The sequence below is a fragment of the Pantoea sp. sgz302252 genome (assembly GCF_047713085.1).
In the GTDB taxonomy this organism is placed as follows: Bacteria; Pseudomonadota; Gammaproteobacteria; order Enterobacterales; family Enterobacteriaceae; genus Scandinavium.
Window position 1 is genome coordinate 82636 of sequence record NZ_JBLFJW010000006.1, and the last position, 23206, is coordinate 105841.

Genomic DNA, 23206 nt, shown 5'->3' on the forward strand with positions numbered 1-23206 from the left:
ACTTTACAGCAAACCGGCATGCTTCAGCGCGGAGGCCACGACGTCACGACCATGAGCGGTGATGGGCGTCATTGGCAGGCGCAGCGTGTCGGTTGCTACAAGTCCCAATTCCTTACAGGCCCATTTCACCGGGATCGGATTGGGTTCGACAAATAATTTATGGTGTAACGGCATCAGACGCTGGTTAATCACCCGAGCTTCCGCAAAACGCCCAACGGCTGCCAGTTTACACATTTCTGCCATTTCGCGCGCGGCTACGTTAGTGGTGACGGAAATCACGCCGTGGCCCCCTAACTGCATGAAATCGAGGCCAGTCGCATCGTCACCGCTCAGCAGGATAAAGTCATCTGAAACCAGCTCTTTGATCTGGTGAACACGACTTAAGTTCCCGGTGGCTTCCTTAATCGCGATAATATTTTTTACTTTCGCCAGACGGCCCACGGTTTCCGGCAGCATGTCGCAGCCCGTGCGAGATGGCACATTATACAGAATTTGGGGTAAATCAGTGTGTTCCGCAATCGCCTTGAAGTGCTGGAACAGCCCTTCCTGCGTCGGGCGGTTGTAGTACGGCGTTACCGTCAGGCAGCCGACAACCCCGGTATTGTTGAAACGCTGAGTCAGGCTGATGGCCTCTGCGGTTGCATTTGCCCCCGTTCCGGCAATGACCGGAATACGCCCGTCAGCCAGTTCGACAGTCATCATGACCACATCGCCGTGTTCTTCATGGCTCAGGGTAGCAGACTCGCCCGTCGTCCCTACAGAAACGATCGCCGAGGTTCCGTTGGCGACATGATAATCAATCAGTTTTTTCAGGCTGGCGCGGTCAACCTGACCTTTTTCATCCATCGGCGTGACAAGCGCTACAATACTTCCCGTAAACATGGGCCATCCTCAGTGCAGATGTGCGGACAAGAGCCTCAATGGTACGTTTGGTCTTGTTATAAAAGCAAGAGACCGGAGGCACTCAGGATGTTGTATGCCGGTTTTTTTTATGCTTTCCTAGTCACAACCCCCCTTTTCAAAGGAAGAACTGGTTTGACAGCCTCCCTACATCACTATCTGGTGATTACCGCGCTGGGTGCCGACCGCCCTGGGATCGTAAACACCATCACCCGTCACGTCAGTAGCTGCGGCTGTAATATTGAAGACAGTCGACTGGCGATGCTCGGCGATGAATTCACCTTCATCATGCTGCTTTCCGGTAGCTGGAACGCCATTACCCTGATTGAATCCACCTTGCCGCTGAAAGGGGCAGAGCTTGATCTGCTGATTGTGATGAAACGCACCACCGCACGCCCACGCGTTGCGCTGCCGTCAACCGTCTGGGTGCAGGTTGAAGTGCCTGATTCTCCGCATATTATCGAACGTTTTACCGGCTTATTTGATGCTCATGAGATGAACATCGCCGAGCTGGTTTCGCGCACACAACCGGGTGAAGATACCGCCACCGCACAGCTTTTCATCCAGATAACGGCTCACAGCCCGGCGTCGCAAAATGCAGCAAATATCGAACAAGCGTTTAAAGAGCTGTGTACAGAACTGAAAGCACAAGGCAGTATAAACGTCGTCAATTATTCACAGCATGATGAACAAGATGGAGTTTAGTAATGACCCCACTGAAAGCCGGTGACATCGCACCGAAATTTAGCCTGCCCGATCAAGACGGCGAGCAAGTAAATTTAACCGACTTCCAGGGACAGCGAGTTCTGGTTTATTTCTACCCGAAAGCCATGACACCGGGCTGTACCGTACAAGCCTGTGGCCTGCGCGACAATATGGATGAGTTAAAGAAAGCGGGTGTTGAAGTGCTGGGTATCAGCACCGACAAACCGGAAAAACTCTCCCGTTTTGCCGAAAAAGAGCTGCTGAATTTCACCCTGCTTTCTGACGAAGGCCATCAGGTCTGCGAACAGTTTGGCGTCTGGGGCGAGAAGTCGTTTATGGGGAAAACCTATGACGGCATCCATCGCATCAGCTTCCTGCTGGACGGTGAAGGTAAAGTCCAGCATGTGTTCGATGACTTCAAAACCAGCAATCACCACGATATCGTGCTGAACTGGGTGAAAGAGAACGCCTGATAGCATAACCGCCCCGAGGGGCGGTTTTTTGTTTCTGCTTTTTGGTGAGAAATTGCCGGGTGGCGCTTCGCTAACCCGGCCTACACCAGGCATCGACAATAAACATGTAGGCTGGGTAAGGCGAAGCCGCCACCCGGCAATAAAACCTATTTTGCCAGCTGCGCCATCTTCCACACCGCCGCCACATTGCGAGCGGTGAGCTTCAGGTTTTCATGTGCGCCTTCCAGCGCCTGCGGCAGGGTCACAATCCCCGGAAGAATCGCGAACGCTGCGTCAAGCCCGTACTCATAAACCACCTGATGATCGTCTTTTAATCCACCTGCCAGCGCAATCACTGGCTTGTTGTGACGCTTTGCTACGGTTGCCACGCCAATCGGCGTTTTACCGCAGATGCTTTGGCTGTCGAGCCGTCCTTCACCGGTTACCACCAGCGTGGCATCTTTGACGTGCTCATCCAGCTTCAGCGCTTCCACCACAATTTCCACGCCGGGTTTGAGCTGCGCATTGAGCAGCCCAACCAGTGCCGCGCCCATTCCTCCTGCTGCGCCTGCACCCGCCACTTCGCGTACGTCTCGCCCGGTGGTTTTCGCCATGATCTGGCCCCAGTTGTTGAGGATAGCGTCCAGTTGTTTGACCATCTCTGGCGTCGCCCCTTTCTGTGGGCCGAACACCGCTGACGCGCCATTTGGGCCACATAGCAGATTATTTACATCACAAGCGACCGTGAGTGAAACCTCCGCCAGCCGTGGATGCAGCCCGCTTAACTCAATATGAGCGAGCTTTTCTAATGCGCCGCCGCTGTGAGCAAGCGTGTTACCTTCAGCATCAAACAGCCCTGCACCCAGCGCCTGCATCATGCCTGCGCCGCCGTCGTTGGTCGCACTGCCGCCGATCCCCAGAATGATGTGCTCAACGCCAGATTCCAGCGCCGCGACAAGCAATTCCCCGGTGCCGAAACTGGTCGTATTCAGCGGATTACGCAGTTCAGGGGCCACATAATGCAACCCGGACGCGGCAGCCATTTCAATGATTGCCGTCCGCCCGTCGCCCATCAGGCCCCAGCGAGCACTTACTTTCTCGCCCTGCGGCCCTGTCACCTCGGTAAACTGATAGCGGCCTTCGGTCGCTTCGACCATTGATTCCACGGTGCCTTCGCCGCCATCGGCCATCGGCACGGTGACATAGTCCGCATCCGGATAAATCTGTCGAAACCCGGCTTCAATGGCGCGTGCAACATTGAGGGCCGAGAGGCTTTCTTTGAAAGAATCAGGGGCAATTACAATTTTCATCATCGTTATCCTGCGAATCCGAACACGCCAAACATCAGTGTAGACATGACGGCAATGGTCAAACCGACCAGCGTCTCATAAGGCATCAGCTTCAGACGCTCACGGATCTGCATGTTGACGCTGCCGCCTGTAGCGTGGAAGAAGCTGCCGTGTGGCAAGTGATCGAGCACGGTTGCGCCCGCGTGAATCATCGCTGCGCCCGCTAACGCTGAAACGCCGAGCTCAACCAGGGTTGGCGCGAAGACGCTGGACGCCACTGCGGTGCCAGCGGTTGTAGAAGCTGTCGCCATCGACATAATGGCACCCGAAACCGGTGCCAGCACCCAGGCAGGCAATCCGGAAGCCGTCAGGCCGTGGATCAGCACATCTTTCAGTTCGGAGTTGGCAATAATGCCGGCCAGCGTTCCCGTCCCCAGCAGCATAATGGCAACAGGTGCCATACGCGTCAGGCCAGCCACCATGTACTGGTTAGCGTGACGGGCGCGGCCCATCAGCATCAGACCAATCAGGCCGCCGACAGGCAGCGCAATCAGAGGGTCAATGTTGATACCGGCAATCGGGCGCAGGGAAAGCAGCACAATAGCGACCAGCGGAGCGCTGACCGACACCAGAAAACCCGGTTGATCGGCATGCGCGCCCTGAACCACGACTTCTTCCTGCGTCACCATGGTGCCTTTGCGGCTCAGTTTTTTCGCAAGGAAATAAGCCATCGCCAGGCCAAACAGCCCCGGGATCACGCCCGCCATCATGATTGAGGTCAGCGGCACGTGGAAAGCATCAGCCGCCGCAATCGCATTCGGGTTAGGTGACATCACGTTGCCCGCCTTACCGCCACCAATCATTGCCAGCAAGATCGCCGTTTTCGACAACCCGGCACGATGAGCAATCGAGAGGGCAATCGGTGCCACGGTGATTACCGCTACGTCGACAAACACCCCTACCGCGGTCAGGCAAAGTGTGGCAATCGCCAGCGCCAACAGAGCGCGTGTTTCACCGACTTTTTTAACCACCGTTCCCGCGATAGTGTTCGCGGCCCCGGACTCAATCAGGACGCCTGCCAGCACACCCGCAGCCAGAATACGCAGCACGGCGTTGGTTATCCCTTGTGCACCCGTCACCATCAGCTTCACGGTTTCAACCAGATCCGCGCCGCCAACCAGCCCGCCAATTAACGCCCCTGCCATCATGCCGTAGGCAGGAGAAACCTTTCTTAAAATCAGTAAGATGGCTACCACCAATGCGGCGATAGCTCCCAAAGTAGAGATGGACGTCATTTTTTTGCGCCTCCTTTGTAAGGTACCGGCACAGTATGAGGAAAGGCGTGCAGAATGGAGTTAGTGCTTTTAACGAAGTTTTGCTATCTGAGCAGGCGTTAAATTGTGGGAACCTACAATTTCGGTTTGCAGCTGCATGCCAATGAACAGCCAAAGAATACTCTTTAAGTCATTGATTTTAATTTGCAGGATCTCTTCGCAACGCTGAAGGCGATAGCGAAGGGTATTGACGTGGATATGCAGGTGCTTCGCGGTTTGAGTAAGCTCACAGTTCTGCTCAAACCATGCTCGCAAGGTGGTTTGCAACACACCTTTGCTGTCATTGTCCAACAGCTTCGCCCACAAACGTGACAACTCCTGTGCCTGCCAACTCTCGGAAATTTCCCCCAGCAACGCAGGCAAAGCGTAGTCATGGTAGAAGACATACTGATTTTTGAACTTCTGCCTTTTCACCATCGCCTGCGTCGCTTTCGCCGTTTGCCAGGAACGGTGCCAGCCTCTTGCTCCTGGGAAATGGCCACCGACCACGATGCGGCTGAATCCTGAAGAGCTTGCCCAGGATTTAAACGTCTGCAGCTCGCGCATCTCCTGCTGCAAATCCCAGTTTTCCCCTTTCAGGGCAATCGGCTTGATGATAATAAGTTCGTTGAAATCGCTGAATGTCACCAGATGGTCGCGTGCGCTGTTTTCGAAATAATCCAGCAGGTTGCGCAGCGCTTCGCGGTCGGGCTGGCGCAGCTCGATAATCGCCACGACGCGCGGTAATTCGGGGTCAACGCCCAGATAAGAAACCATATCGTGCAGCGCATCTGCGGGCGGTTCCCGCATGATGAGCTGGTTGATCAGATCTTCGCGGTAGCGTTTATCCCACTGCTTTTGCTCAATCAGCGCCATGTGCTCGATGACCAGCTCAGAGGCCATTTTCACCAGCTCGGCATAAGCCCGAACCTCTTCCGGCTCGCCGGTAATGCCCAGCACGCCAAGCAGTTGCCCGTGAAAGGAAATGGGCAGGTTGATGCCCGGTTTTACGCCCTTCAGCCGGTTTGCCGTAGCGGTATCAATTTCGACCACGCGGTTATCTTTCAGCGCCAGAATCGCCCCTTCATGGCGCTGATGCAGACGAGAAGGCTCGCCAGAGGCGATGATAATCCCCTCTTCGTTCATCACGTTGACCGACCATGGGATGATTTTCATCGCCCGCTGGACAATCTGCCGGGCGGTGGCTTCCTTCAGGTACTGCTTTTTCACGCTTCCTCTACCGCCGGGCTGTCCGGCCAGGCATGCACGACAGCCTTAATGAGCGTTGCCAGCGGAATGGCAAAGAACACGCCCCAGAATCCCCACAGCCCGCCGAAGATAACCACCGACAGGATAATCACCAACGGATGCAGGTTCACCGCTTCAGAGAACAGCACCGGCACCAGCAGGTTGCCATCCAGCCCCTGAATAATCAGGTACACCGCGAACAGGCTCCAGAACTCAGTGCCGAGGCCAAACTGGAACAACGCCACAAACACCACCGGAATCGTCACCACAAAGGCACCAATATAAGGGATCAGCACCGACAGCCCCACCAGCACGGCGAGCAGCAGGGAATAGTTCAGGCCAAACAGCAGGAAGCCAATCCAGGTGGCGACCCCCACCACAATCATCTCCAGCACTTTGCCGCGGATGTAGTTGGTAATTTGCTGGTTCATTTCTTTCCAGACCTGGCCTGCCAGGCCCCGGTTACGCGGCAACACGCGGCGCACGGCGTTCAGCATCTGCTCTTTGTCTTTTACCAGGAAGAACACCATCAGCGGTACCAGGACCAGATAGACCGCGAGGGTCAGCAGCCCGACCAGCGAGGCGAGAGAGTATTTCACCACTGAATCACCCACGGTCAGCATTCGGCTGCGCATGTTTTCGGCCATGGCATCAATAATCCCCGCATCCATTAAAGCGGGATAACGACGCGGCAGTGTGGCAGCAAAATCTGAGAGTTTATTGAGCATGCCAGGCATATCGCGGATCAGATTAATCCCCTGCTGCCACGCCACCGGCATCACCACAAACGCCATCAGCAGCAAAATGCCGACGAAAACGACAAGCACAATCGACGTGGCCCAGCTTCGGGAACAGCCAATGCGCTCAAGGCGAACGGTGGGCCACTCAAGCAGATAAGCAAGCACAATCGCCACCAGCAACGGGGCGAGCAGGCCGCTAAAGAAGAAGAGGATGCCGAACCCGGCAAGCAGAATGACCAGCAGCGCAATCGCCTCCGGATCGCTGAAGCGACGACGATACCACTGCATTAACATTTCGAGCATAAAATACCGTATCCCTGAATGGCGGGCAAAAGGCCCTCGGGAAGTGTATCTAAATGTCACAAAAAAGACTCCGTTTTTTGTCCTGCAGCGCACCAGACACTAAAAGTGATACAAGGGCGTTTTCAAGCGAACAACTGGGCGCTACACTGCGTGAGCGGTCGACATGGAACGTTACGCCTCGTTGTCGGTCAAACTCGCATACCCTACAGACAGGACCGAGCTATGTTCAGGCAGTTAAAGAAAACGCTTGTTGCGACACTTATTGCGTCGTTGACGCTGGGCCAGGCATTGCCCGCTTTTGCAGATACCGCAGACTCGCTGCCAGATATGGGCACCACTGCCGGAAGCACGCTCTCTATCGGGCAGGAACTGCAGATGGGCGATTTCTATGTGCGCCAGCTACGCGGCAGTGCGCCACTGGTCAACGATCCGCTGTTGGTTCAGTACATCAACGGTCTGGGCATGCGCCTTGTCGCGCACGCCAACTCCGTGCGCACGCCTTTTCACTTCTTTTTAATCAACAATGATGAGCTCAACGCCTTTGCCTTCTTCGGCGGCAACGTGGTACTGCACTCAGCGTTGTTCCGTTATGCCGACACCGAAAGCCAGCTGGCTTCGGTTATGGCGCACGAAATCTCCCACGTGACACAGCGCCACCTGGCGCGTGCGATGGAAGACCAGAAACGCAATGCGCCGCTGACCTGGGTTGGTGCCCTCGGTTCGATTCTGCTGGCGATGGCGAGCCCGCAAGCCGGTATGGCAGCGCTCACCGGTACGCTGGCAGGCACACAGCAAGGGCTTATCAGCTTTACGCGTCAAAACGAAGAAGAAGCCGACCGCATCGGGATTCAGGTTTTGCAGCGTTCCGGCTTTGATCCTCAGGCCATGCCGCAGTTTATGGATAAGCTGTTGGATCAGTCGCGCTACTCTTCGCGTCCGCCAGAAATGTTGCTGACTCACCCCCTTCCGGAAAGCCGTCTCTCCGACGCCCGGATGCGCGCCAACCAGATGCGCCCGGTCGTCGTTCAGTCTTCCGAAGATTTCTACATGGCCAAAGCGCGTATTTTAGGTATGTACAATAACGGACAGAATCAGTTGGGTACGGATTTGCTCGACAACTGGTCGAAAGGCAACATCCGTGAACAGCACGCCGCGCAATATGGTCGCGCGCTGCTGGCAATGGAAAAAGATAACTTTGCTGAAGCCACTAAACTGCTTCAACCGTTGTTGACCGCCAATCCGCAAAATGCCTGGTATCTCGATCTGGCGACGGACATTTCGCTGGGGCAGAATAAGAACGATGAAGCCGTTAACCGTCTGAAAGGTGCAGCAGAGTTGCGGACGAATCCGGTGTTGCAGCTCAACCTGTCTAACGCCCTGCTGCAGTCAGGAAAACCAGCGGAAGCAGTAACGCTGCTGAACCGCTATACGTTTACCTATAAAGATGACACCAACGGTTGGGACCTGCTGGCTCAGGCAGAAGGGAAACTGGGCAACCGGGATCAGGAATTAGCCGCACGCGCCGAAAATATGGCGCTGGTAGGCAGGCTCGATCAGGCCATTTCCTTGCTGAGTAACGCCAGTTCACAGGTAAAACTCGGCAGCCTGCAACAGTCCCGCTACGATGCGCGAATCGACCAGTTCCGTCAGTTGCAGGAAACCTTTAAACCCTATACCAAGATGTAAGGATACCCGATGCGTGATGCCGTCACGATCTATCACAACCCACGCTGTTCCAAGAGCCGCGAAACGTTAGCGCTGCTGAAAGAGAAAGGCGTTGAGCCGGAAGTCGTGCTCTATCTGGACACGCCGCCGGATGCGGCAACGGTGAAAAATCTGCTGAAGATGCTCGGCATGAAAAGCGCTCGTGAACTGATGCGCCAGAAGGAAGAGTTGTACAAAGAGCTGAATCTGGCGGACAGCGCTCTGAGCGAAGCCGATTTGATCAACGCGATGATCGCCAATCCTAAACTGATTGAACGCCCTATCGTCATTAAAAACGGTCAGGCGCGCATTGGCCGTCCGCCAGAATCCGTGCTGGACATCCTCTAATCCTGATGCCGCAGCGCTTCCAGAAAAGCCTGCGGCGTTAGCTCCCCAAGTTTCTTTTGCGCCTTCCCCGTATTCCACAATGCACACAAACGCTGAACCCACGCATCCGGTTCGCTTGCCGCCGGAATCAAGGCATTCAGAGATTCGCTGAATGTAATGGTGAATAAATCGCCAGCAGGAATGTCGCGGCGAACCCGCCCCGCGAGCTCGACCTGTAGCCATTTTACCTTTTCAGTCTCAACACATTGAATAGCAGCCGGACAACGTTCCAGTACTTCACTCAGCCAGTTTTGCACTAACGCCAGAGAGATCCCCGAATAGACCCGAGCCTGACACCAGCCGCTTAACGGCTCACGCGCCCAAAGCAAATGGTGATCGCCGCCGTCGTCCATCGTCATCGACAGCAGTCGGTAATGCACGGTTAAAGTATTCGGCTGCAGGCCCGCCTTCAGGGCTTTCTTGCCCTGCACTGCCGCTTTCTGCCGCTGATGCGCCGGGGCCAAATAACGGTTCAGCGTGGCGCGAGAGACCGGAATACCCAGCCCCTCATTCACCATAATCAGCAGTTCATCAAGCGGCGCATTCAGGGTGTCACGCAGGGCGTTGATCAACACCACCTGTTCTGATCTCATCGCTTTGTGTACTACGTGAGGCGTGGTATGCCGATCGTCAATCTGCTGCCGATTGCGCCAGCGCCGCACTGTGGTGACGGAAATGCCCAACTCTTTCGCCAGTTCCCGGTCGCTTTTATCGGACTGTTGCAGGTAACGACGCACTCGCGGCGTGGTGGTCGCGTTTGCATGCAGCTTAATTTCCATCGTCTGTTCCCAAGGTAAATTCAGAACTAATCATGTGAGACTTATGCTACTCACGCACTGGCAATGTGAGCGGATTCACCTTTCACCTCTGCGCTTTCACTGATAATCCGCAGTCATAACACACAACCGTCCAGCCAGTCTCGTGCGGAGCTCACAATGAACAATGTTCTGGGATTTTTAGAAGCGAAATTGATGCCTCTGGCCGCCAAAGCCGCCCAGCAGCGTCACCTGGGTGCCATTCGCGGTGCCTATGTCTCTTTCATGCCGTTTATTATTGTCGGTTCGATCCTGCTGGTGATTTCATCGTTCCCGAATCAGGGCTACCAGCAGTTCATGTCTCACACCTTTGGTGACAGCTGGAGCAGCATCGTCGAGATCCCGTTCAATGCGGTGTTCTCGACCATGTCGCTGTTTGTCAGCTTCCTTGTGGCCTATCGTCTGGCGGAACACTACAAAGAAGACCGCATCTCCTGCGGCATTCTGGCGCTGGTGAGTTTCCTGATCCTGACCCCGTTTATCAAAGTGGCGGAAAACGGCGGGATCACCGTGATGCCGGTCGAGTGGATTGGCAGTAAAGGCCTGTTCGTGGCGATGATTGGTTCGCTGCTGTGGACCGAGCTGTTCTGCTGGCTGAAGCGCAAAAAACTGGTCATCAAAATGCCCGATGGCGTGCCGCCTGCGGTACAGGAGTCTTTTGCTGCATTGATTCCGGCGCTGGTGGTGATGATTCTGGTGCTGGTTATCCGCATCGGTTTTGAAAATACCCATTACAACACCATCCACCAGTTCATTTATGAAGTGGTCGCCACGCCGGTGCGTCACTACGGCACCTCCTATTTTGGCGCGCTGATGACGGTGTTCAGCATCACCATTCTGTGGTCTGTCGGCATTAACTCCGGCTCGATGATCAACGGCATCATCCGCCCGCTGTGGATGGAAAACCAGACCGACAACATCGCCGCCATTCAGGCGGGCATCACGCCTCCGCACATCATTACCGAGCAGTTCTTCGACATGATCTGGATGGGCGGCGCGGGTGCCACACTGTCGCTGGTTATCGCGATGCTGATTTTCGCTCGCAGTAAAAACATGCGTGAAGTGGCGCGGCTTGGTGCCGGGGCCTCGATCTTCAATATCAACGAACCGGTGCTGTTTGGCCTGCCGGTGATCATGAACCCGATAATGCTGATTCCTTTCAATCTCGTGCCGCTGGTGCTGGTCACCGTGCAGTATGTGGCGATGAAAATCGGGGCTGTCGCGGTCACTACCGGCGTGTTTATTCCGTGGACGCTGCCACCCGTCTTAAGCGGCTTTATCGTCACCGGCCATCTGTCCGGCAGTGTGATGCAAATCATCAACCTGCTGATTGGCGCGATGCTGTATCTGCCATTTATGCGCATTGTCGATAAGCAGTACCGTGCCGCAGAAGTCGTTACCGAAAGTGAAGCCAGTGTACTGGCAAAACAGGAGTCATAAAGATGTGGGGAATTATTGCAACCTGGCGTATGGCGCTGGAAGGGGTCACTGAATCCGCGTCTGCGCTTGCCGCAGGGAATGCTGCGTCGGCCGCCGTGGTCGATGCCGTTGCTGCCGTAGAAGATTTTCCGTATTACAAATCCGTCGGCTTTGGCGGCCTGCCTACTGAAAACGGCGAAGTAGAACTGGATGCTGCGTTTATGGATGGCGACACGCTGGCCTTTGGCGCGGTGGGCAACCTTATTGATATCGCTAATCCGGTGCGTGTGGCGCATGCGCTCAGCCGTCAGCGCTATAACTCTTTACTGGTCGGCCAGGGCGCACGCGAATGGGCGCTGGAACAAGGGTTCAGCCATAAAGAGATGCTGACCGAGCGCGCCATGCAGCACTATCGCAAACGCTGCCGGGAAACGCTCGACAAAGGGCTCAGCCCGTATGACGGCCACGACACCGTCGGCATTATCGGCCTCGATAAACAAGGCTCGATGAGCGTTGCGACCTCCACCAGCGGCCTGTTCATGAAGAAACGTGGGCGCATCGGCGATTCACCGATTATGGGTTCCGGCTTTTATTGCGACAGTGAAACCGGGGCCGCCACCGCAACCGGCGTGGGTGAAGACCTGATGAAAGGCTGCACCAGCTACGAAATCGTACGCCGCATGGCGGGCGGCATGGCGCCACAACAAGCGGCAGATTCCGTGGTCTTCGAGCTGGAAGATAAGCTGATGTCACGCTTTGGCCGTGCGGGCGATTTGTCGGTGGTGTGCATGAATCGCCACGGCGAATTTGGCGCATCGACCAACATTAAAACCTTCTCCTTTGTGGTCGCCACGGCAAAACAGCCCTTGACCGTTTTTCGTGCTGAACGCCACAAAGAAAAAACCCACTATCAGCCGGTGGATGCCGACTGGATGCAGGCTTATGCCGAACGCATTCGCGCCCCGATTGAGGAGTAACCCATGGAATATCGTTTAATCACACGCTCTGCAGAGGTGACGCCGCGCAGTCATTTGATTAGCCACGCGGGCAGCCCGCTGTTAGCGGAGTTTGATATCCCGGTGCTGGCTGACATGATTGCGCATGCGAACGCGGGGCACGTTGCCGACAGCCGTTTTGCCTGCGCGCCTTTCGCCAGAATCACCCTGATTCCAGACTCTGCGTGGCAGGATGCGCTGACTGAGAGCTTGCTGACGCATCTGCGCCCACTGTTTAAATCACCCGCTAGTGAAGAAGTGGTGCTGGATTGCACTTCATTGACGGAGGAGCGCGTTCGGGATCCAGCCCTGCGCTGGTTCTTCAATCTCGATCATAACCTCGACGACCTGGGGCTGCGGAAACGCGATGAACAGCCGCTGCGAGTCAAAAAGCTCAGCGGATTCTCTCTGCCAGAGCAACAGTCAGTGATGAGCGAGGCATTTCGCCAGCAGCATGCCGTTGCGAAGGGAATGCTTGCCGCACGCCGCCTGGCGGACATTCCTTCAGAAACCTGCACACCTCAGTTTGTGGTGGAAGAAGCGCAGCGTTTGTGTGCTCACTATCCAACGCTGAAATGCGAAGTGCTGGATGAAAAAGCCATTGCTCAGCAAGGGCTTGGGCTACTGCACGCAGTCGGCAAAGGTGCTTCTCGCCCCCCTCGCCTGCTCGCCATTCACTACAATGGCGCGGAAACTGGCCCCGTTCGCAGCTACGTGGGCAAAGGCATTACCTTTGACACCGGCGGCCTGTGGCTGAAAGAAGGCGCAGGCATGTACACCATGAAATACGACATGTGCGGCGCGGCGAATGTGCTGGGGTTGATGCTGAGCATTGCGGAGCTGAAGCTGCCCGTTCGCGTCATGGGCGTGCTGGCACTGGCAGAAAACGCCATCGGCCCGGACGCGATGCAGCCTGGCAGTGTTGCCCGCGCCTGTAATGGCCTGACGGTAGAAATCAATAACACCGATGCAGAAGGCCGTCTGGTGCTGGCGGATGCCGTCGCCTGGGCCAGCCAGCGCCACCCGCAAACTCAATACATTATCGACATGGCAACGCTCACGGGTGCCGTCGTCAAAGCGCTGGGCTATGAGCTGAGCGGGCTGATGACACAGGATGAACCATTACGTTGTGCGTTAACGCAGGCAGGGGAAAAGAGCGGGGATGAAGTGTGGTCGCTGCCGCTGGATAAACGGCTGAAAAAGCAGACCGAAAGTACGATCGCGGATCTCTGTAATACGCCCACCAACAACGCCGCGATCAGTGCTTCAGCCGCCTGGCTGCTGCACCATTTCTGTCCGCCGGACATTCCGTGGGCCCATCTGGATGTCAGCGGGACAGCGTTGTGGCGTGAAGGTGGCAGAAATGTGGCTTCGGGGAGGCCGATTCCGCTGCTGGTCGAGCATCTACTCTATGACGTTAAGGTTATGGATGAGATGATGGAAAAATAGCTAAAGAAACATTCATTGTAGGCCCGCGCAAGCGCAGCGCCGCCGGGCAATTCTGCCGGATGGCGCTGCGCTTATCCGGCCTACAAAGGCAGAAAATGGCTAATGCGGTTAGAGCTTAAGGATCTCTTTCACAAAAGGAATGGTCAGCTTGCGCTGAGCGGTAATAGAAGCCCGATCTAACTGATCCAGCGTCATAAAGAGGGTTCGCGTTTCGCGGTCGAGACGCTTCATCAGGAAGCGGCAGACGTCTTCCGGCATCTCGAAGCCACGCATTTTGGCTCGCAGCTGTAATGCCTGCAGTTTGTCTTCGTCAGACAGCGGTTGCAGCTTGTAGATTTGCCCCCAATCAAGGCGCGAAGCCAGATCCGGCAAGCCCAAATTCAACTGACGTGGTGGACGATCGCCGGTTATCAGCAGACGCGTTTTACCGGATTCCAGAATGCGATTGTAGAGATTAAAAATCGCCATTTCCCAGGGTTCGTCGCCCGCCACACACTCGATATTGTCGATACACACCAGCGCCAGATGTTCCATGCCATCCAGCACTTCCGGTACAAACCAGGTGCGTTTATCTAACGGCACATATCCGACCGCATCGCCACGCTGTGAGAGTTCTGCACAGGCTGCGTGCAGCAAATGGCTGCGGCCCGCGCCTTCACGCGACCAGACATAAACGTATCCGCTGTGATCCTGGCGTAGCATGGTTTGCACGGCAGCAAGTAAAGAGGCGTTATCACCCGGCCAGAAACTCGCGAAGGTTTCGTCATCGGGCAAATAGAGTGGCAGAGAGAGCTGAGCCGGAGCGTTCAGAGTGACCTCAACATGGGACTGCAAAAAATCGCCATGAGTGTAACACAAAAGGCGTGAGGGAGAGAACCGGGCGGATCGCCCGGCGCAGATCGGTAGCGGCCCTTTCCTTATCTCAATACAAAAAATAGCGCCATATAAAAAACCAGGAAAATCAATTTATTGATTTTCGGCTGCTAACCACAAAGAAGGAAAAACCACGCTTTTTCCTTCTTTGTCCCCAATAATTACCGGGCGGAGATCCCGCCCGGTTAAAGGATCAATGCGACGACGTATCGCTGTCCGCAGCATCCAGCACCACTTCTTCCGGACGCAGGACGCTGATCAATTTGAAGATCAGGCTCAGGGCAATACCGACGATCGTCGCCAGCGCCATGCCTTTCAGTTCAGCCGCGCCGATGTGCACCTTCGCGCCGCTGACACCGATTATCAGGATGACCGACGTCAGGATCAGATTTTGCGCTTTGCTGTAGTCCACTTTGGACTCGATCAGCACGCGAATACCGGAAGCGCCGATCACGCCGTACAGCAGCAATGAAACACCGCCCATGACAGGAACCGGGATTATCTGAATCGCTGCCGCCAGTTTACCGACACAGGAAAGCAGGATCGCAATGATGGCCGCGCCGCCGATAACCCAGGTGCTGTACACGCGAGTAATCGCCATCACGCCAATATTTTCGCCATAGGTGGTGTTTGGCGTGGAACCAAAGAATCCGGAAATCACAGTCGACAAACCATTAGCAAACATCGAACGGTGCAAGCCCGGATCTTTAATCAAGTCTTTTTTGACGATGTTGGCAGTCACGACCAGGTGGCCTACGTGTTCAGCGATAACCACCAGTGCCGCAGGCAGGATGGTGAAGATAGCAAACCATTCGAAGCGTGGGGTGTAGAAAGTTGGCAGCGCGAACCAGTGCGCCTGCGAAATCGCGGTGGTGTCGACCATACCGAGGGCAAACGACAAGCCGTAACCCACCAGCACGCCAATCAGAATCGGGATAATCGCCATAAAGCCGCGGAACAGTACGGAACCGAAAACGGTCACGCCTAAGGTGACCAGTGACACGAGGATGACTTTGTTGTCGACGCTCTGCCCATCAGCAGGCAACAGGCCCGCCATGTTAGCCGCCACGCCCGCCAGTTCCAGACCGATAACCGCGACAATCGCGCCCATCGCCGCAGGCGGGAATATTACATCCAGCCAGCCGGTACCGGCTTTCTTCACGATAAACGACACCAGGCAGAACAGCACGCCGCACATGATAAAGCCACCGAGCGCCACTTCATAACCCAGCGGCAGCAGAAGCAGAACCGGGGAGATAAACGCAAAACTTGAGCCTAAATAAGCCGGAATTTTGCCCTTACAGATGAAAAGGTACAGTAACGTGCCGATACCGTTAAACAGCAGAACGGTTGCCGGGTTGATGTGAAACAGCACAGGCACCAGCACGGTTGCGCCAAACATGGCGAACAGGTGCTGCAAACTAAGCGGGATGGTCTGCAAAAGCGGCGGTCTTTCACTTACCCCGATAGCACGGCGCGTCATAGTCATTTCCTCTAAGTGGTGTTGTTGTGTTTTAGTCAAAAAAAAGCCGACTCTCAAAGTCGGCTCTTTTTAATGAATCACTTATTTAGTACCAAAAATCTTATCGCCAGCATCGCCGAGACCCGGAATGATGTATCCGTGCTCGTTGAGGCCCTGATCAATGGAAGCGGTGTAGAGTTCGACATCCGGGTGCGCTTTCTCCAGCGCGGCGATACCTTCCGGCGCGGCAACCAAAACCAGCACCTTAATGCTGGAGCAGCCCGCGTTTTTCAGCAGGTCGATGGTGGCAATCATGGAGCCACCGGTGGCCAGCATTGGGTCAACCACCAGCGCCATACGCTCGTCGATGTTAGATACCAGCTTCTGGAAATACGGCACTGGCTCAAGCGTTTCTTCATTACGGTAGATACCGACTACAGAGATACGCGCGCTGGGTACGTGCTCAAGCACGCCTTCCATCATACCCAGACCCGCACGCAGGATGGGCACAACGGTGATTTTCTTGCCTTTGATTTGCTCAACCTGCACCGGGCCGTTCCAGCCTTCGATGGTGACGGTTTCTGTTTCCAGATCGGAAGTGGCTTCATAAGTCAGTAAGCTGCCGACTTCTGAGGCGAGTTCACGGAAGCGTTTGGTACTGACATCGTGCTCGCGCATCAGGCCCAGCTTGTGTTTGACGAGTGGGTGTTTCACTTCCACAATCTTCATTCTCTTTCTCCTCTGAGGGGCAGCCACAAAAAAAATCGCGGGATTATACCGCTTTTTCCTGGAAGCGCCATACCTGTTAGATCAAGCCCAGCGATTAACACAATGTTACTTATTATAAAATAAGAACAAAAATAAACCCCGCTGGAGGTAAAAAAGCAAAAATCCTCTATTAAGAGGATTTTTTAGTGTTTGCCCCCCTCGCCCTGTGGGAGAGGGGCCGGGGGAGAGGGCATCAGACAGCTCAGGCCGGCTCAGACGAAACCGGAACCCAATTACAGAGACTCACCGTTGCTGCCGATCACCTTCTGATACCACGCAAAAGATTTCTTGCGGCTGCGCTCAAGTGTGCCGTTGCCTTCGTTATCTTTATCAACATAGATAAAGCCGTAGCGTTTTTTCATCTCACCGGTTCCGGCAGAGACCAGATCGATACAGCCCCATGGGGTGTACCCCATCAGATCGACACCATCCTCCACGACGGCTTTTTTCATTTCTGCGATGTGTGCAGAGAGATAGTCGATACGGTACTGGTCGTTGACGCTGCCGTCGGCTTCGCGCACATCGATGGCACCAAACCCGTTCTCCACAATAAACAGCGGTAGCTGGTAATGATCCCAGAACCAGTTCAGGGAATAGCGCAGCCCAACCGGGTCAATCTGCCAGCCCCAGTCGGATTTCTTCACGTACGGGTTCGAGACCAGCGCTTTGGTTTCGTCGTAATCCAGTTGCGGGTTATCTTCGGTCGCTTTGGTGGCAAACGACATGTAATAGCTGAAACCGATGTAATCCACGCAGCCTTGCTTCAGTGCCGCTTTGTCTTCTTCGGTGATATCAAGCTGGAAGCCACGACGCTGGAAGTAGTTCAGCAGATGCTGCGGGTATTTGCCGCGGACGTGCACATCGGTGAACCAGTAACGCTTATGCATGGCGTTCATCGCCATCATCATGTCGTCAGGCGCACAGGTCAGCGGGTAAATTGGGCACATGGCAATCATGCAACCGACTTGCAGCGATGGGTTAATCTCGCGGGCGATTTTCACCGCCAGGGCGCTGGCGACCAGCTCGTAATGCGCCGCCTGATACATAATCGGTTCACGATCTTCGCCCGGCTCATATTTAATGCCAGAGTTGGTGAACGGCGCGAAATCTTCGTGATAGTTTGCCTGGTTGTTGATTTCGTTGAAGGTCATCCAGTACTTCACTTTGTGTTGATAGCGCTCAAACGCCACTTTCGCGAAGCGCACAAAGAAGTCGATAGTTTTACGGTTACGCCAGCCGCCGTATTCCTTCACCAGGTAATACGGCATCTCAAAGTGAGACAGCGTGATAACCGGTTCGATACCGTATTTCAGGCACTCATCGAACAAGTCATCGTAGAATGTCAGACCCGCTTCATTCGGCTCCAGCTCGTCGCCTTTCGGGAACAGGCGCGTCCACGCGATAGAGGTACGGAAGCATTTGAAGCCCATTTCGGCGAACAGCTTGATGTCATCTTTATAGCGATGATAGAAATCAATCGCTTTGTGGTTCGGGTAGTTTTTCCCTGGCAGCACGCCGTCGGTAATTTCACGCGGAACGCCGTGCGCGCCAGCGGTCATCACATCGGCCACGCTTGGACCTTTACCGCCCTCTTTCCAGCCGCCTTCTAATTGATGCGCCGCAACGGCTCCGCCCCACAGAAAATCGTGTTTAAATCCGGACATAACAACTCCCTCTTTAACGTTCAGACTGCTGATTAAAATGGTAAACCGCGCCGAGTAAACCGGCGTCGTTGCCATGGCTGACGGTATCGATGTCGTCTTCAATACCAAACCACGTGAGATGCTGTTTCAGCTGTGCCAAAAACCCTGGTCGCTCATCTCTGAGGCTTTGTCGCGCCAGCGCTCTGCCAGCAGCACGCAGTTGGCGCCGTTTTCAATGGCTACCGGAAGAGGAGTACGTTCTTCAAGCCAGGCTTTGATAGCAAAATTATCGAACTTTCGAATGGCCCCGCCCATTTCGATAAAGCCGGTATGAGGATTCACATAGCCGGGCGCGCTGATGGCAACGCCTTCGCATTCTGGGTGGGACGTTATCCAGCTCATGATGTGTTGCAGAATTTGATCGCCGTCGCTGTCGGTGATCGTCGCTTTTCCCTTGGCGAGGATCTCGCCTTGCTGGGTGACTATCCCCATTTTTAACGCCGTTCCACCTATATCAAATGCGGCAATGTGCATTTGTTCCACTCCTCCTGAGGGCCATTTCAGAAACCGGTTTCAGTGGGATATTGTGTGCTCTGGCAGTAACCTGCAAGCATTAAACTGTACCCGGTTTCATTTTCGTGAACAGGGTCAAATTTGCCTGTCGAAGCGGCTGAAACGGGCAAAAACTCGCCAATAAAAGATATCCACCGCCCAGGCTCGCAAACGTTTGCTTAGGCTGTTAGAATGGCGCCGATTTTATTTGCTAACGCCATCGCGTGGAGACTTTGCAGTGACCGACAAAACCTCTCTCAGCTATAAAGATGCCGGTGTTGATATCGACGCAGGTAATGCTCTGGTTGACCGAATCAAAGGTGTGGTGAAGAAAACCCGCCGCCCGGAAGTGATGGGTGGCCTGGGTGGCTTCGGCGCACTGTGCGCGCTGCCGCAAAAATATCGTGAGCCGGTGCTGGTTTCCGGTACCGATGGCGTTGGCACCAAACTGCGTCTGGCGATGGATCTGAAACGTCACGACACCATCGGCATCGACCTGGTGGCGATGTGTGTCAACGATCTGGTGGTTCAGGGCGCTGAGCCTCTGTTTTTCCTCGATTACTACGCCACGGGCAAGCTGGACGTTGACACGGCTTCCAGCGTGATCACCGGGATCGCCGAAGGTTGCCTGCAATCGGGCTGCGCACTGGTCGGTGGCGAAACGGCTGAAATGCCAGGGATGTATCACGGCGAAGATTATGACGTGGCAGGTTTCTGCGTGGGCGTGGTTGAGAAGTCCGAAATCATTGACGGCAGCAAAGTGGCAGACGGCGATGTGCTGATTGCGCTGGGCTCCAGTGGTCCGCACTCCAACGGCTACTCGCTGGTACGCAAAATCATTGAAGTGAGCGGCTGCAACCCGGAAACCGAAGAGCTGGACGGCAAGTCACTGGCCGACCATCTGCTGGCGCCGACTCGCATTTATGTGAAAAACATTCTCGATCTGATCGCCAACGTTGACGTTCACGCGATTGCACACCTGACCGGCGGCGGCTTCTGGGAAAACATCCCGCGCGTGCTGCCGGACAACACTCAGGCCGTTATCGACGAAGCCTCCTGGCAGTGGCCGTCCGTGTTCAACTGGCTGCAAAAAGCCGGCAACGTCAGCCAGCATGAAATGTACCGCACCTTTAACTGCGGCGTGGGCATGGTCATTGCCCTGCCAGCGTCTGAAGCAGACAAAGCCGTGGCGCTGATGACGGAGAAAGGTGAAAACGCGTGGAAAATCGGCTATATCAAAGCATCCGATTCTGAACAGCGTGTGGTCATCAAGTAATGAAAAATATTGTGGTGCTGATTTCTGGCAACGGAAGCAATTTGCAGGCGATTATCGATGCCTGCAAGCAGAAGAAAATCAACGGCACCCTGCGGGCAGTGTTCAGCAATAAGGCCGATGCGTTCGGCCTTGAACGCGCGCGTGAAGCTGAGATCCCGGCACACGCGCTGGCCGCCAGCCAGTTCCCGAGCCGCGAAGCGTTTGATCGTGAGCTGATGCAAGAGATCGACGCTTACGCGCCGGATGTCGTGGTGCTGGCGGGCTATATGCGCATCCTGAGCCCTGAGTTCGTGGCGCATTATCAGGGGCGTTTGCTGAATATCCACCCTTCCCTGCTGCCAAAATATCCGGGCCTTAATACACATCGCCAGGTGCTGGAAAACGGCGACGAAGAGCATGGCACTTCCGTGCATTTCGTCACCGATGAACTGGACGGCGGGCCGGTGATTTTGCAGGCCAAAGTCCCGGTGTTTGAAGGCGATTCGGAAGAGGAAATCACCGATCGCGTTCAGCACCAGGAACACGCCATTTACCCTTTAGTGGTGAGCTGGTTTGTGGATGGGCGTCTGGAAATGAAAGGCAATTCCGCCTGGCTGGATGGCGTTCAGTTACCTGAGCAGGGTTACGCTTCCGAAGAATGATCCGATTGTCGGGTGGCGCTACGCTTACCCGACCTACCAAACCGTAGGCCTGTGCAAGCGCAGCGCCGCCAGGCATTTGAACGCCTCAACGCCTTAATATCCCCCAGAAAAAATTAACTGTCATACTTTGCTGGCACAATTGGACATATCAGGTCAAAGCTCGCCATAATGTGAAGGCTGTCCGCGTCAATCAACCGGAGTGTAAGTCGTAATGGGTCAGGATAAGCTTTATATCGAAAAAGAACTCAGTTGGTTATCTTTTAACGAGCGAGTTCTCCAGGAAGCGGCGGATAAAAGCAACCCGTTGATAGAACGCATGCGTTTTTTGGGCATCTATTCGAATAACCTCGATGAGTTCTACAAGGTGCGTTTTGCTGAACTGAAACGCCGCATCATCATTAATGAAGAACAAGGCATTACCGCCCATTCCCGGCATTTGCTCGGTAAAATCCAGGCCCGCGTGCTGAAAGCCGACCAGGAATTCGACAGCCTCTATAACGAGCTGCTGCTTGAAATGGCGCGTAATCAAATCTTCCTGATTAATGAACGTCAGCTTTCTGTGAATCAGCAAAGCTGGTTACGTCACTACTTCAAACACTACCTGCGCCAGCACATCACCCCCATTCTGATTAACCGCGAAACCGATCTGGTGTCGTTCCTGAAGGATGATTACACCTATCTGGCGGTGGAAATTATTCGCGGCGATGAAATTAGCTACGCGCTGCTCGAAATCCCGTCCGATAAGGTGCCGCGTTTCGTCAATCTGCCGCCGGAAACCCCGCGCCGCCGCAAACCGATGATCCTGCTGGACAACATTCTGCGCTACTGCCTGGACGACATCTTCAAGGGCTTCTTTGATTACGACGCGCTGAATGCCTACTCGATGAAAATGACCCGTGACGCCGAATATGACCTGGTGCACGAGATGGAATCGAGCCTGATGGAGCTGATGTCCTCCAGCCTGAAACAGCGTCTGACGGCAGAACCGGTGCGCTTTGTGTATCAGCGCGATATGCCGGACGCGATGGTCGAGATGCTGCGTAAGAAATTCGCCATCACCCGCTACGACTCCATCGTGCCGGGCGGTCGTTATCACAACTTCAAAGATTTCATTAGCTTCCCGAACGTCGGCAAAGCCAATCTGGTCAACAAGCCGCTGCCGCGTTTGCGCCACATCTGGTTTGATAAATTCCGCAACGGCTTTGATGCCATTCGCGAACGCGACGTGCTGCTCTACTATCCGTATCACACCTTTGAGCACGTGCTGGAACTGCTGCGTCAGGCGTCGTTCGACCCGAGCGTACTGGCCATCAAAATCAATATTTACCGCGTGGCGAAAGACTCACGCATTATTGATTCGATGATCCACGCCGCGCACAACGGCAAGAAAGTGACGGTGGTCGTGGAATTGCAGGCGCGCTTCGATGAAGAAGCGAATATCCATTGGGCGAAACGCCTGACGGAAGCGGGTGTGCACGTGATCTTCTCCGCACCGGGCCTGAAAATTCACGCCAAGCTGTTCCTGATTTCCCGTAAAGAAGGCGACAATGTGGTGCGTTACGCCCATATCGGCACCGGGAACTTCAACGAAAAAACAGCCCGAATTTATACCGACTACTCGCTGCTGACCGCCGATGCGCGCATCACCAACGAGGTGCGTCGGGTGTTTAACTTCATCGAAAACCCGTATCGCCCGGTCAATTTCGACTATCTGATGGTGTCGCCGCAAAACTCTCGTCGTCTGCTGTATGACATGATCGACAAAGAAATTGCGAATGCCCAAAACGGTCAGCCATCCGGTATTACACTTAAGCTGAACAACCTGGTGGATAAAGGACTGGTCGACCGGCTGTATGCGGCGTCCAGCTCTGGCGTTCCGGTGAATCTGTTGGTCCGCGGTATGTGTTCGCTTATCCCACAGCTGGAAGGGATCAGCGATAATATTAACGTAATCAGCATCGTTGACCGTTACCTTGAGCACGACCGAGTCTATATTTTTGAAGACGGTGGGAATACAAAAGTGTGGCTCTCCTCGGCCGACTGGATGACGCGAAACATCGATTACCGTATCGAAGTCGCCACACCGCTGCTGGATCCGCGCCTGAAACAACACGTTCTGGATATTATCGACATTCTGTTTAGCGATACGGTGAAAGCCCGATTTATTGACAAAGAACTGAGTAATCGTTACGTGCCCCGCGGCAATCGCCGCAAAGTTCGGTCACAGCTGGCGATTTACGACTATATCAAATCACTCGAGCAACCCGATTAA

20 protein-coding genes and 1 pseudogene are annotated in these 23206 nt (G+C 54.7%); 10 read left to right on the plus strand and 11 right to left on the minus strand.

Translation table 11 applies throughout. The features are described 5' to 3' along the window. Positions 1–3: 3 nt before the first annotated feature. Complete coding sequence (gene dapA / locus ACLW56_RS06565; RefSeq protein WP_330982990.1) at positions 4–882, minus strand: 4-hydroxy-tetrahydrodipicolinate synthase; 879 nt, start codon at positions 880–882, stop codon at positions 4–6. Positions 883–1035: 153 nt separating this feature from the next. Here dapA and ACLW56_RS06570 point away from each other — a divergent pair, with 153 nt between their 5' ends. Beyond that, the gene (locus ACLW56_RS06570) at positions 1036–1605 is read left to right on the plus strand and encodes a glycine cleavage system transcriptional repressor (RefSeq protein ID WP_330982991.1); all 570 of its coding nucleotides are present in this window, start codon (positions 1036–1038) and stop codon (positions 1603–1605) included. A gap of 2 nt (positions 1606–1607) precedes the next feature. Continuing rightward, entirely contained in the window at positions 1608–2078 is a 471-nt protein-coding gene (gene bcp, locus ACLW56_RS06575) for a thioredoxin-dependent thiol peroxidase (RefSeq protein WP_330982992.1), read from the plus strand. A 146-nt stretch (positions 2079–2224) separates the two neighbouring features. On the opposite strand, the gene ACLW56_RS06580 is transcribed toward bcp, so the two are convergent. The 4 genes from ACLW56_RS06580 to ACLW56_RS06595 all read right to left on the minus strand — a co-directional run bounded on the left by ACLW56_RS06580 (position 2225) and on the right by ACLW56_RS06595 (position 6950). After that, entirely contained in the window at positions 2225–3367 is a 1143-nt protein-coding gene (locus ACLW56_RS06580) for a glycerate kinase (RefSeq protein WP_330982993.1), read from the minus strand. A gap of 5 nt (positions 3368–3372) precedes the next feature. After that, positions 3373–4641 carry a GntP family permease gene (locus ACLW56_RS06585; protein ID WP_330982994.1) on the minus strand — a complete coding sequence of 423 codons (1269 nt, stop codon included), beginning with the start codon at positions 4639–4641 and terminating at the stop codon, positions 3373–3375. A 69-nt stretch (positions 4642–4710) separates the two neighbouring features. After that, positions 4711–5835 (minus strand): sugar diacid recognition domain-containing protein, encoded by a 1125-nt coding sequence (locus ACLW56_RS06590; protein WP_330983074.1) that lies wholly within the window; start codon positions 5833–5835, stop codon positions 4711–4713. A 50-nt stretch (positions 5836–5885) separates the two neighbouring features. Next, the gene (locus ACLW56_RS06595) at positions 5886–6950 is read right to left on the minus strand and encodes an AI-2E family transporter (protein ID WP_330982995.1); all 1065 of its coding nucleotides are present in this window, start codon (positions 6948–6950) and stop codon (positions 5886–5888) included. A 222-nt stretch (positions 6951–7172) separates the two neighbouring features. Here ACLW56_RS06595 and bepA point away from each other — a divergent pair, with 222 nt between their 5' ends. Both bepA and arsC read left to right on the plus strand, forming a co-directional pair. Beyond that, positions 7173–8636, plus strand: coding sequence for a beta-barrel assembly-enhancing protease (bepA, locus tag ACLW56_RS06600; protein WP_330982996.1), 1464 nt, complete (start codon positions 7173–7175; stop codon positions 8634–8636). A 9-nt stretch (positions 8637–8645) separates the two neighbouring features. Further along, complete coding sequence (gene arsC, locus ACLW56_RS06605; protein WP_330982997.1) at positions 8646–9002, plus strand: arsenate reductase (glutaredoxin); 357 nt, start codon at positions 8646–8648, stop codon at positions 9000–9002. On the opposite strand, the gene ACLW56_RS06610 is transcribed toward arsC, so the two are convergent. Further along, the gene (locus tag ACLW56_RS06610) at positions 8999–9820 is read right to left on the minus strand and encodes a helix-turn-helix domain-containing protein (protein ID WP_330982998.1); all 822 of its coding nucleotides are present in this window, start codon (positions 9818–9820) and stop codon (positions 8999–9001) included. The genes arsC and ACLW56_RS06610 overlap by 4 nt on opposite strands. 156 nt (positions 9821–9976) lie before the next feature. On the opposite strand from ACLW56_RS06610, the gene celB reads away from it, so the two are divergent. Genes celB through ACLW56_RS06625 form a run of 3 tightly spaced genes read left to right on the plus strand, consistent with a single transcriptional unit; the run spans position 9977 to position 13719 of the window. After that, complete coding sequence (celB, locus tag ACLW56_RS06615; protein WP_330982999.1) at positions 9977–11296, plus strand: PTS cellobiose transporter subunit IIC; 1320 nt, start codon at positions 9977–9979, stop codon at positions 11294–11296. 2 nt (positions 11297–11298) lie between these two features. After that, entirely contained in the window at positions 11299–12252 is a 954-nt protein-coding gene (locus ACLW56_RS06620; protein WP_330983000.1) for a N(4)-(beta-N-acetylglucosaminyl)-L-asparaginase, read from the plus strand. 3 nt (positions 12253–12255) lie between these two features. Beyond that, on the plus strand, positions 12256–13719 hold the full coding sequence (locus ACLW56_RS06625) for a leucyl aminopeptidase family protein (protein ID WP_330983001.1): 1464 nt from the start codon (positions 12256–12258) through the stop codon (positions 13717–13719). A 108-nt stretch (positions 13720–13827) separates the two neighbouring features. Here ACLW56_RS06625 and ACLW56_RS06630 read toward each other — a convergent pair whose 3' ends face one another. The 5 genes and pseudogenes from ACLW56_RS06630 to ACLW56_RS06650 all read right to left on the minus strand — a co-directional run bounded on the left by ACLW56_RS06630 (position 13828) and on the right by ACLW56_RS06650 (position 18999). Further along, complete coding sequence (locus ACLW56_RS06630; protein ID WP_330983075.1) at positions 13828–14529, minus strand: DnaA inactivator Hda; 702 nt, start codon at positions 14527–14529, stop codon at positions 13828–13830. Between the two features lie 256 nt (positions 14530–14785). Further along, a complete protein-coding gene (uraA, locus tag ACLW56_RS06635; protein ID WP_330983002.1) occupies positions 14786–16075 on the minus strand; it encodes a uracil permease in 1290 nt (429 codons plus the stop codon). Between the two features lie 81 nt (positions 16076–16156). Further along, positions 16157–16783, minus strand: a complete 627-nt coding sequence (upp, locus tag ACLW56_RS06640) for a uracil phosphoribosyltransferase (RefSeq protein ID WP_330983003.1) — start codon at positions 16781–16783, stop codon at positions 16157–16159. Between the two features lie 272 nt (positions 16784–17055). Further along, positions 17056–18486, minus strand: a complete 1431-nt coding sequence (locus ACLW56_RS06645; protein ID WP_330983004.1) for a 6-phospho-beta-glucosidase — start codon at positions 18484–18486, stop codon at positions 17056–17058. Positions 18487–18499: 13 nt separating this feature from the next. Beyond that, positions 18500–18999, minus strand: a pseudogene (locus ACLW56_RS06650) (ROK family protein). Positions 19000–19255: 256 nt separating this feature from the next. Here ACLW56_RS06650 and purM point away from each other — a divergent pair. The 3 genes from purM (at position 19256) to ppk1 (ending at position 23206) form a co-directional block, all read left to right on the plus strand. Beyond that, positions 19256–20293 carry a phosphoribosylformylglycinamidine cyclo-ligase gene (purM, locus tag ACLW56_RS06655; protein ID WP_330983005.1) on the plus strand — a complete coding sequence of 346 codons (1038 nt, stop codon included), beginning with the start codon at positions 19256–19258 and terminating at the stop codon, positions 20291–20293. Beyond that, entirely contained in the window at positions 20293–20934 is a 642-nt protein-coding gene (purN, locus tag ACLW56_RS06660; RefSeq protein ID WP_330983006.1) for a phosphoribosylglycinamide formyltransferase, read from the plus strand. The genes purM and purN overlap by 1 nt, the downstream gene beginning before the upstream one ends. A 211-nt stretch (positions 20935–21145) precedes the next feature. Next, entirely contained in the window at positions 21146–23206 is a 2061-nt protein-coding gene (ppk1, locus tag ACLW56_RS06665) for a polyphosphate kinase 1 (protein ID WP_330983007.1), read from the plus strand.

What these genes read in the sequence shown, in the direction of transcription:
- dapA (WP_330982990.1), bottom strand. Translation starts at nt 882, where the DNA reads ATGTTTACGGGAAGTATTGTAGCGCTTGTCACGCCGATGGATGAAAAA.
- bcp (WP_330982992.1), top strand. Translation starts at nt 1,608, where the DNA reads ATGACCCCACTGAAAGCCGGTGACATCGCACCGAAATTTAGCCTGCCC.
- ACLW56_RS06580 (WP_330982993.1), bottom strand. Translation starts at nt 3,367, where the DNA reads ATGAAAATTGTAATTGCCCCTGATTCTTTCAAAGAAAGCCTCTCGGCC.
- ACLW56_RS06585 (WP_330982994.1), bottom strand. Translation starts at nt 4,641, where the DNA reads ATGACGTCCATCTCTACTTTGGGAGCTATCGCCGCATTGGTGGTAGCC.
- ACLW56_RS06590 (WP_330983074.1), bottom strand. Translation starts at nt 5,835, where the DNA reads ATGAAAATCATCCCATGGTCGGTCAACGTGATGAACGAAGAGGGGATT.
- ACLW56_RS06595 (WP_330982995.1), bottom strand. Translation starts at nt 6,950, where the DNA reads ATGCTCGAAATGTTAATGCAGTGGTATCGTCGTCGCTTCAGCGATCCG.
- bepA (WP_330982996.1), top strand. Translation starts at nt 7,173, where the DNA reads ATGTTCAGGCAGTTAAAGAAAACGCTTGTTGCGACACTTATTGCGTCG.
- arsC (WP_330982997.1), top strand. Translation starts at nt 8,646, where the DNA reads ATGCGTGATGCCGTCACGATCTATCACAACCCACGCTGTTCCAAGAGC.
- ACLW56_RS06610 (WP_330982998.1), bottom strand. Translation starts at nt 9,820, where the DNA reads ATGGAAATTAAGCTGCATGCAAACGCGACCACCACGCCGCGAGTGCGT.
- celB (WP_330982999.1), top strand. Translation starts at nt 9,977, where the DNA reads ATGAACAATGTTCTGGGATTTTTAGAAGCGAAATTGATGCCTCTGGCC.
- ACLW56_RS06620 (WP_330983000.1), top strand. Translation starts at nt 11,299, where the DNA reads ATGTGGGGAATTATTGCAACCTGGCGTATGGCGCTGGAAGGGGTCACT.
- ACLW56_RS06625 (WP_330983001.1), top strand. Translation starts at nt 12,256, where the DNA reads ATGGAATATCGTTTAATCACACGCTCTGCAGAGGTGACGCCGCGCAGT.
- uraA (WP_330983002.1), bottom strand. Translation starts at nt 16,075, where the DNA reads ATGACGCGCCGTGCTATCGGGGTAAGTGAAAGACCGCCGCTTTTGCAG.
- upp (WP_330983003.1), bottom strand. Translation starts at nt 16,783, where the DNA reads ATGAAGATTGTGGAAGTGAAACACCCACTCGTCAAACACAAGCTGGGC.
- ACLW56_RS06645 (WP_330983004.1), bottom strand. Translation starts at nt 18,486, where the DNA reads ATGTCCGGATTTAAACACGATTTTCTGTGGGGCGGAGCCGTTGCGGCG.
- purN (WP_330983006.1), top strand. Translation starts at nt 20,293, where the DNA reads ATGAAAAATATTGTGGTGCTGATTTCTGGCAACGGAAGCAATTTGCAG.
- ppk1 (WP_330983007.1), top strand. Translation starts at nt 21,146, where the DNA reads ATGGGTCAGGATAAGCTTTATATCGAAAAAGAACTCAGTTGGTTATCT.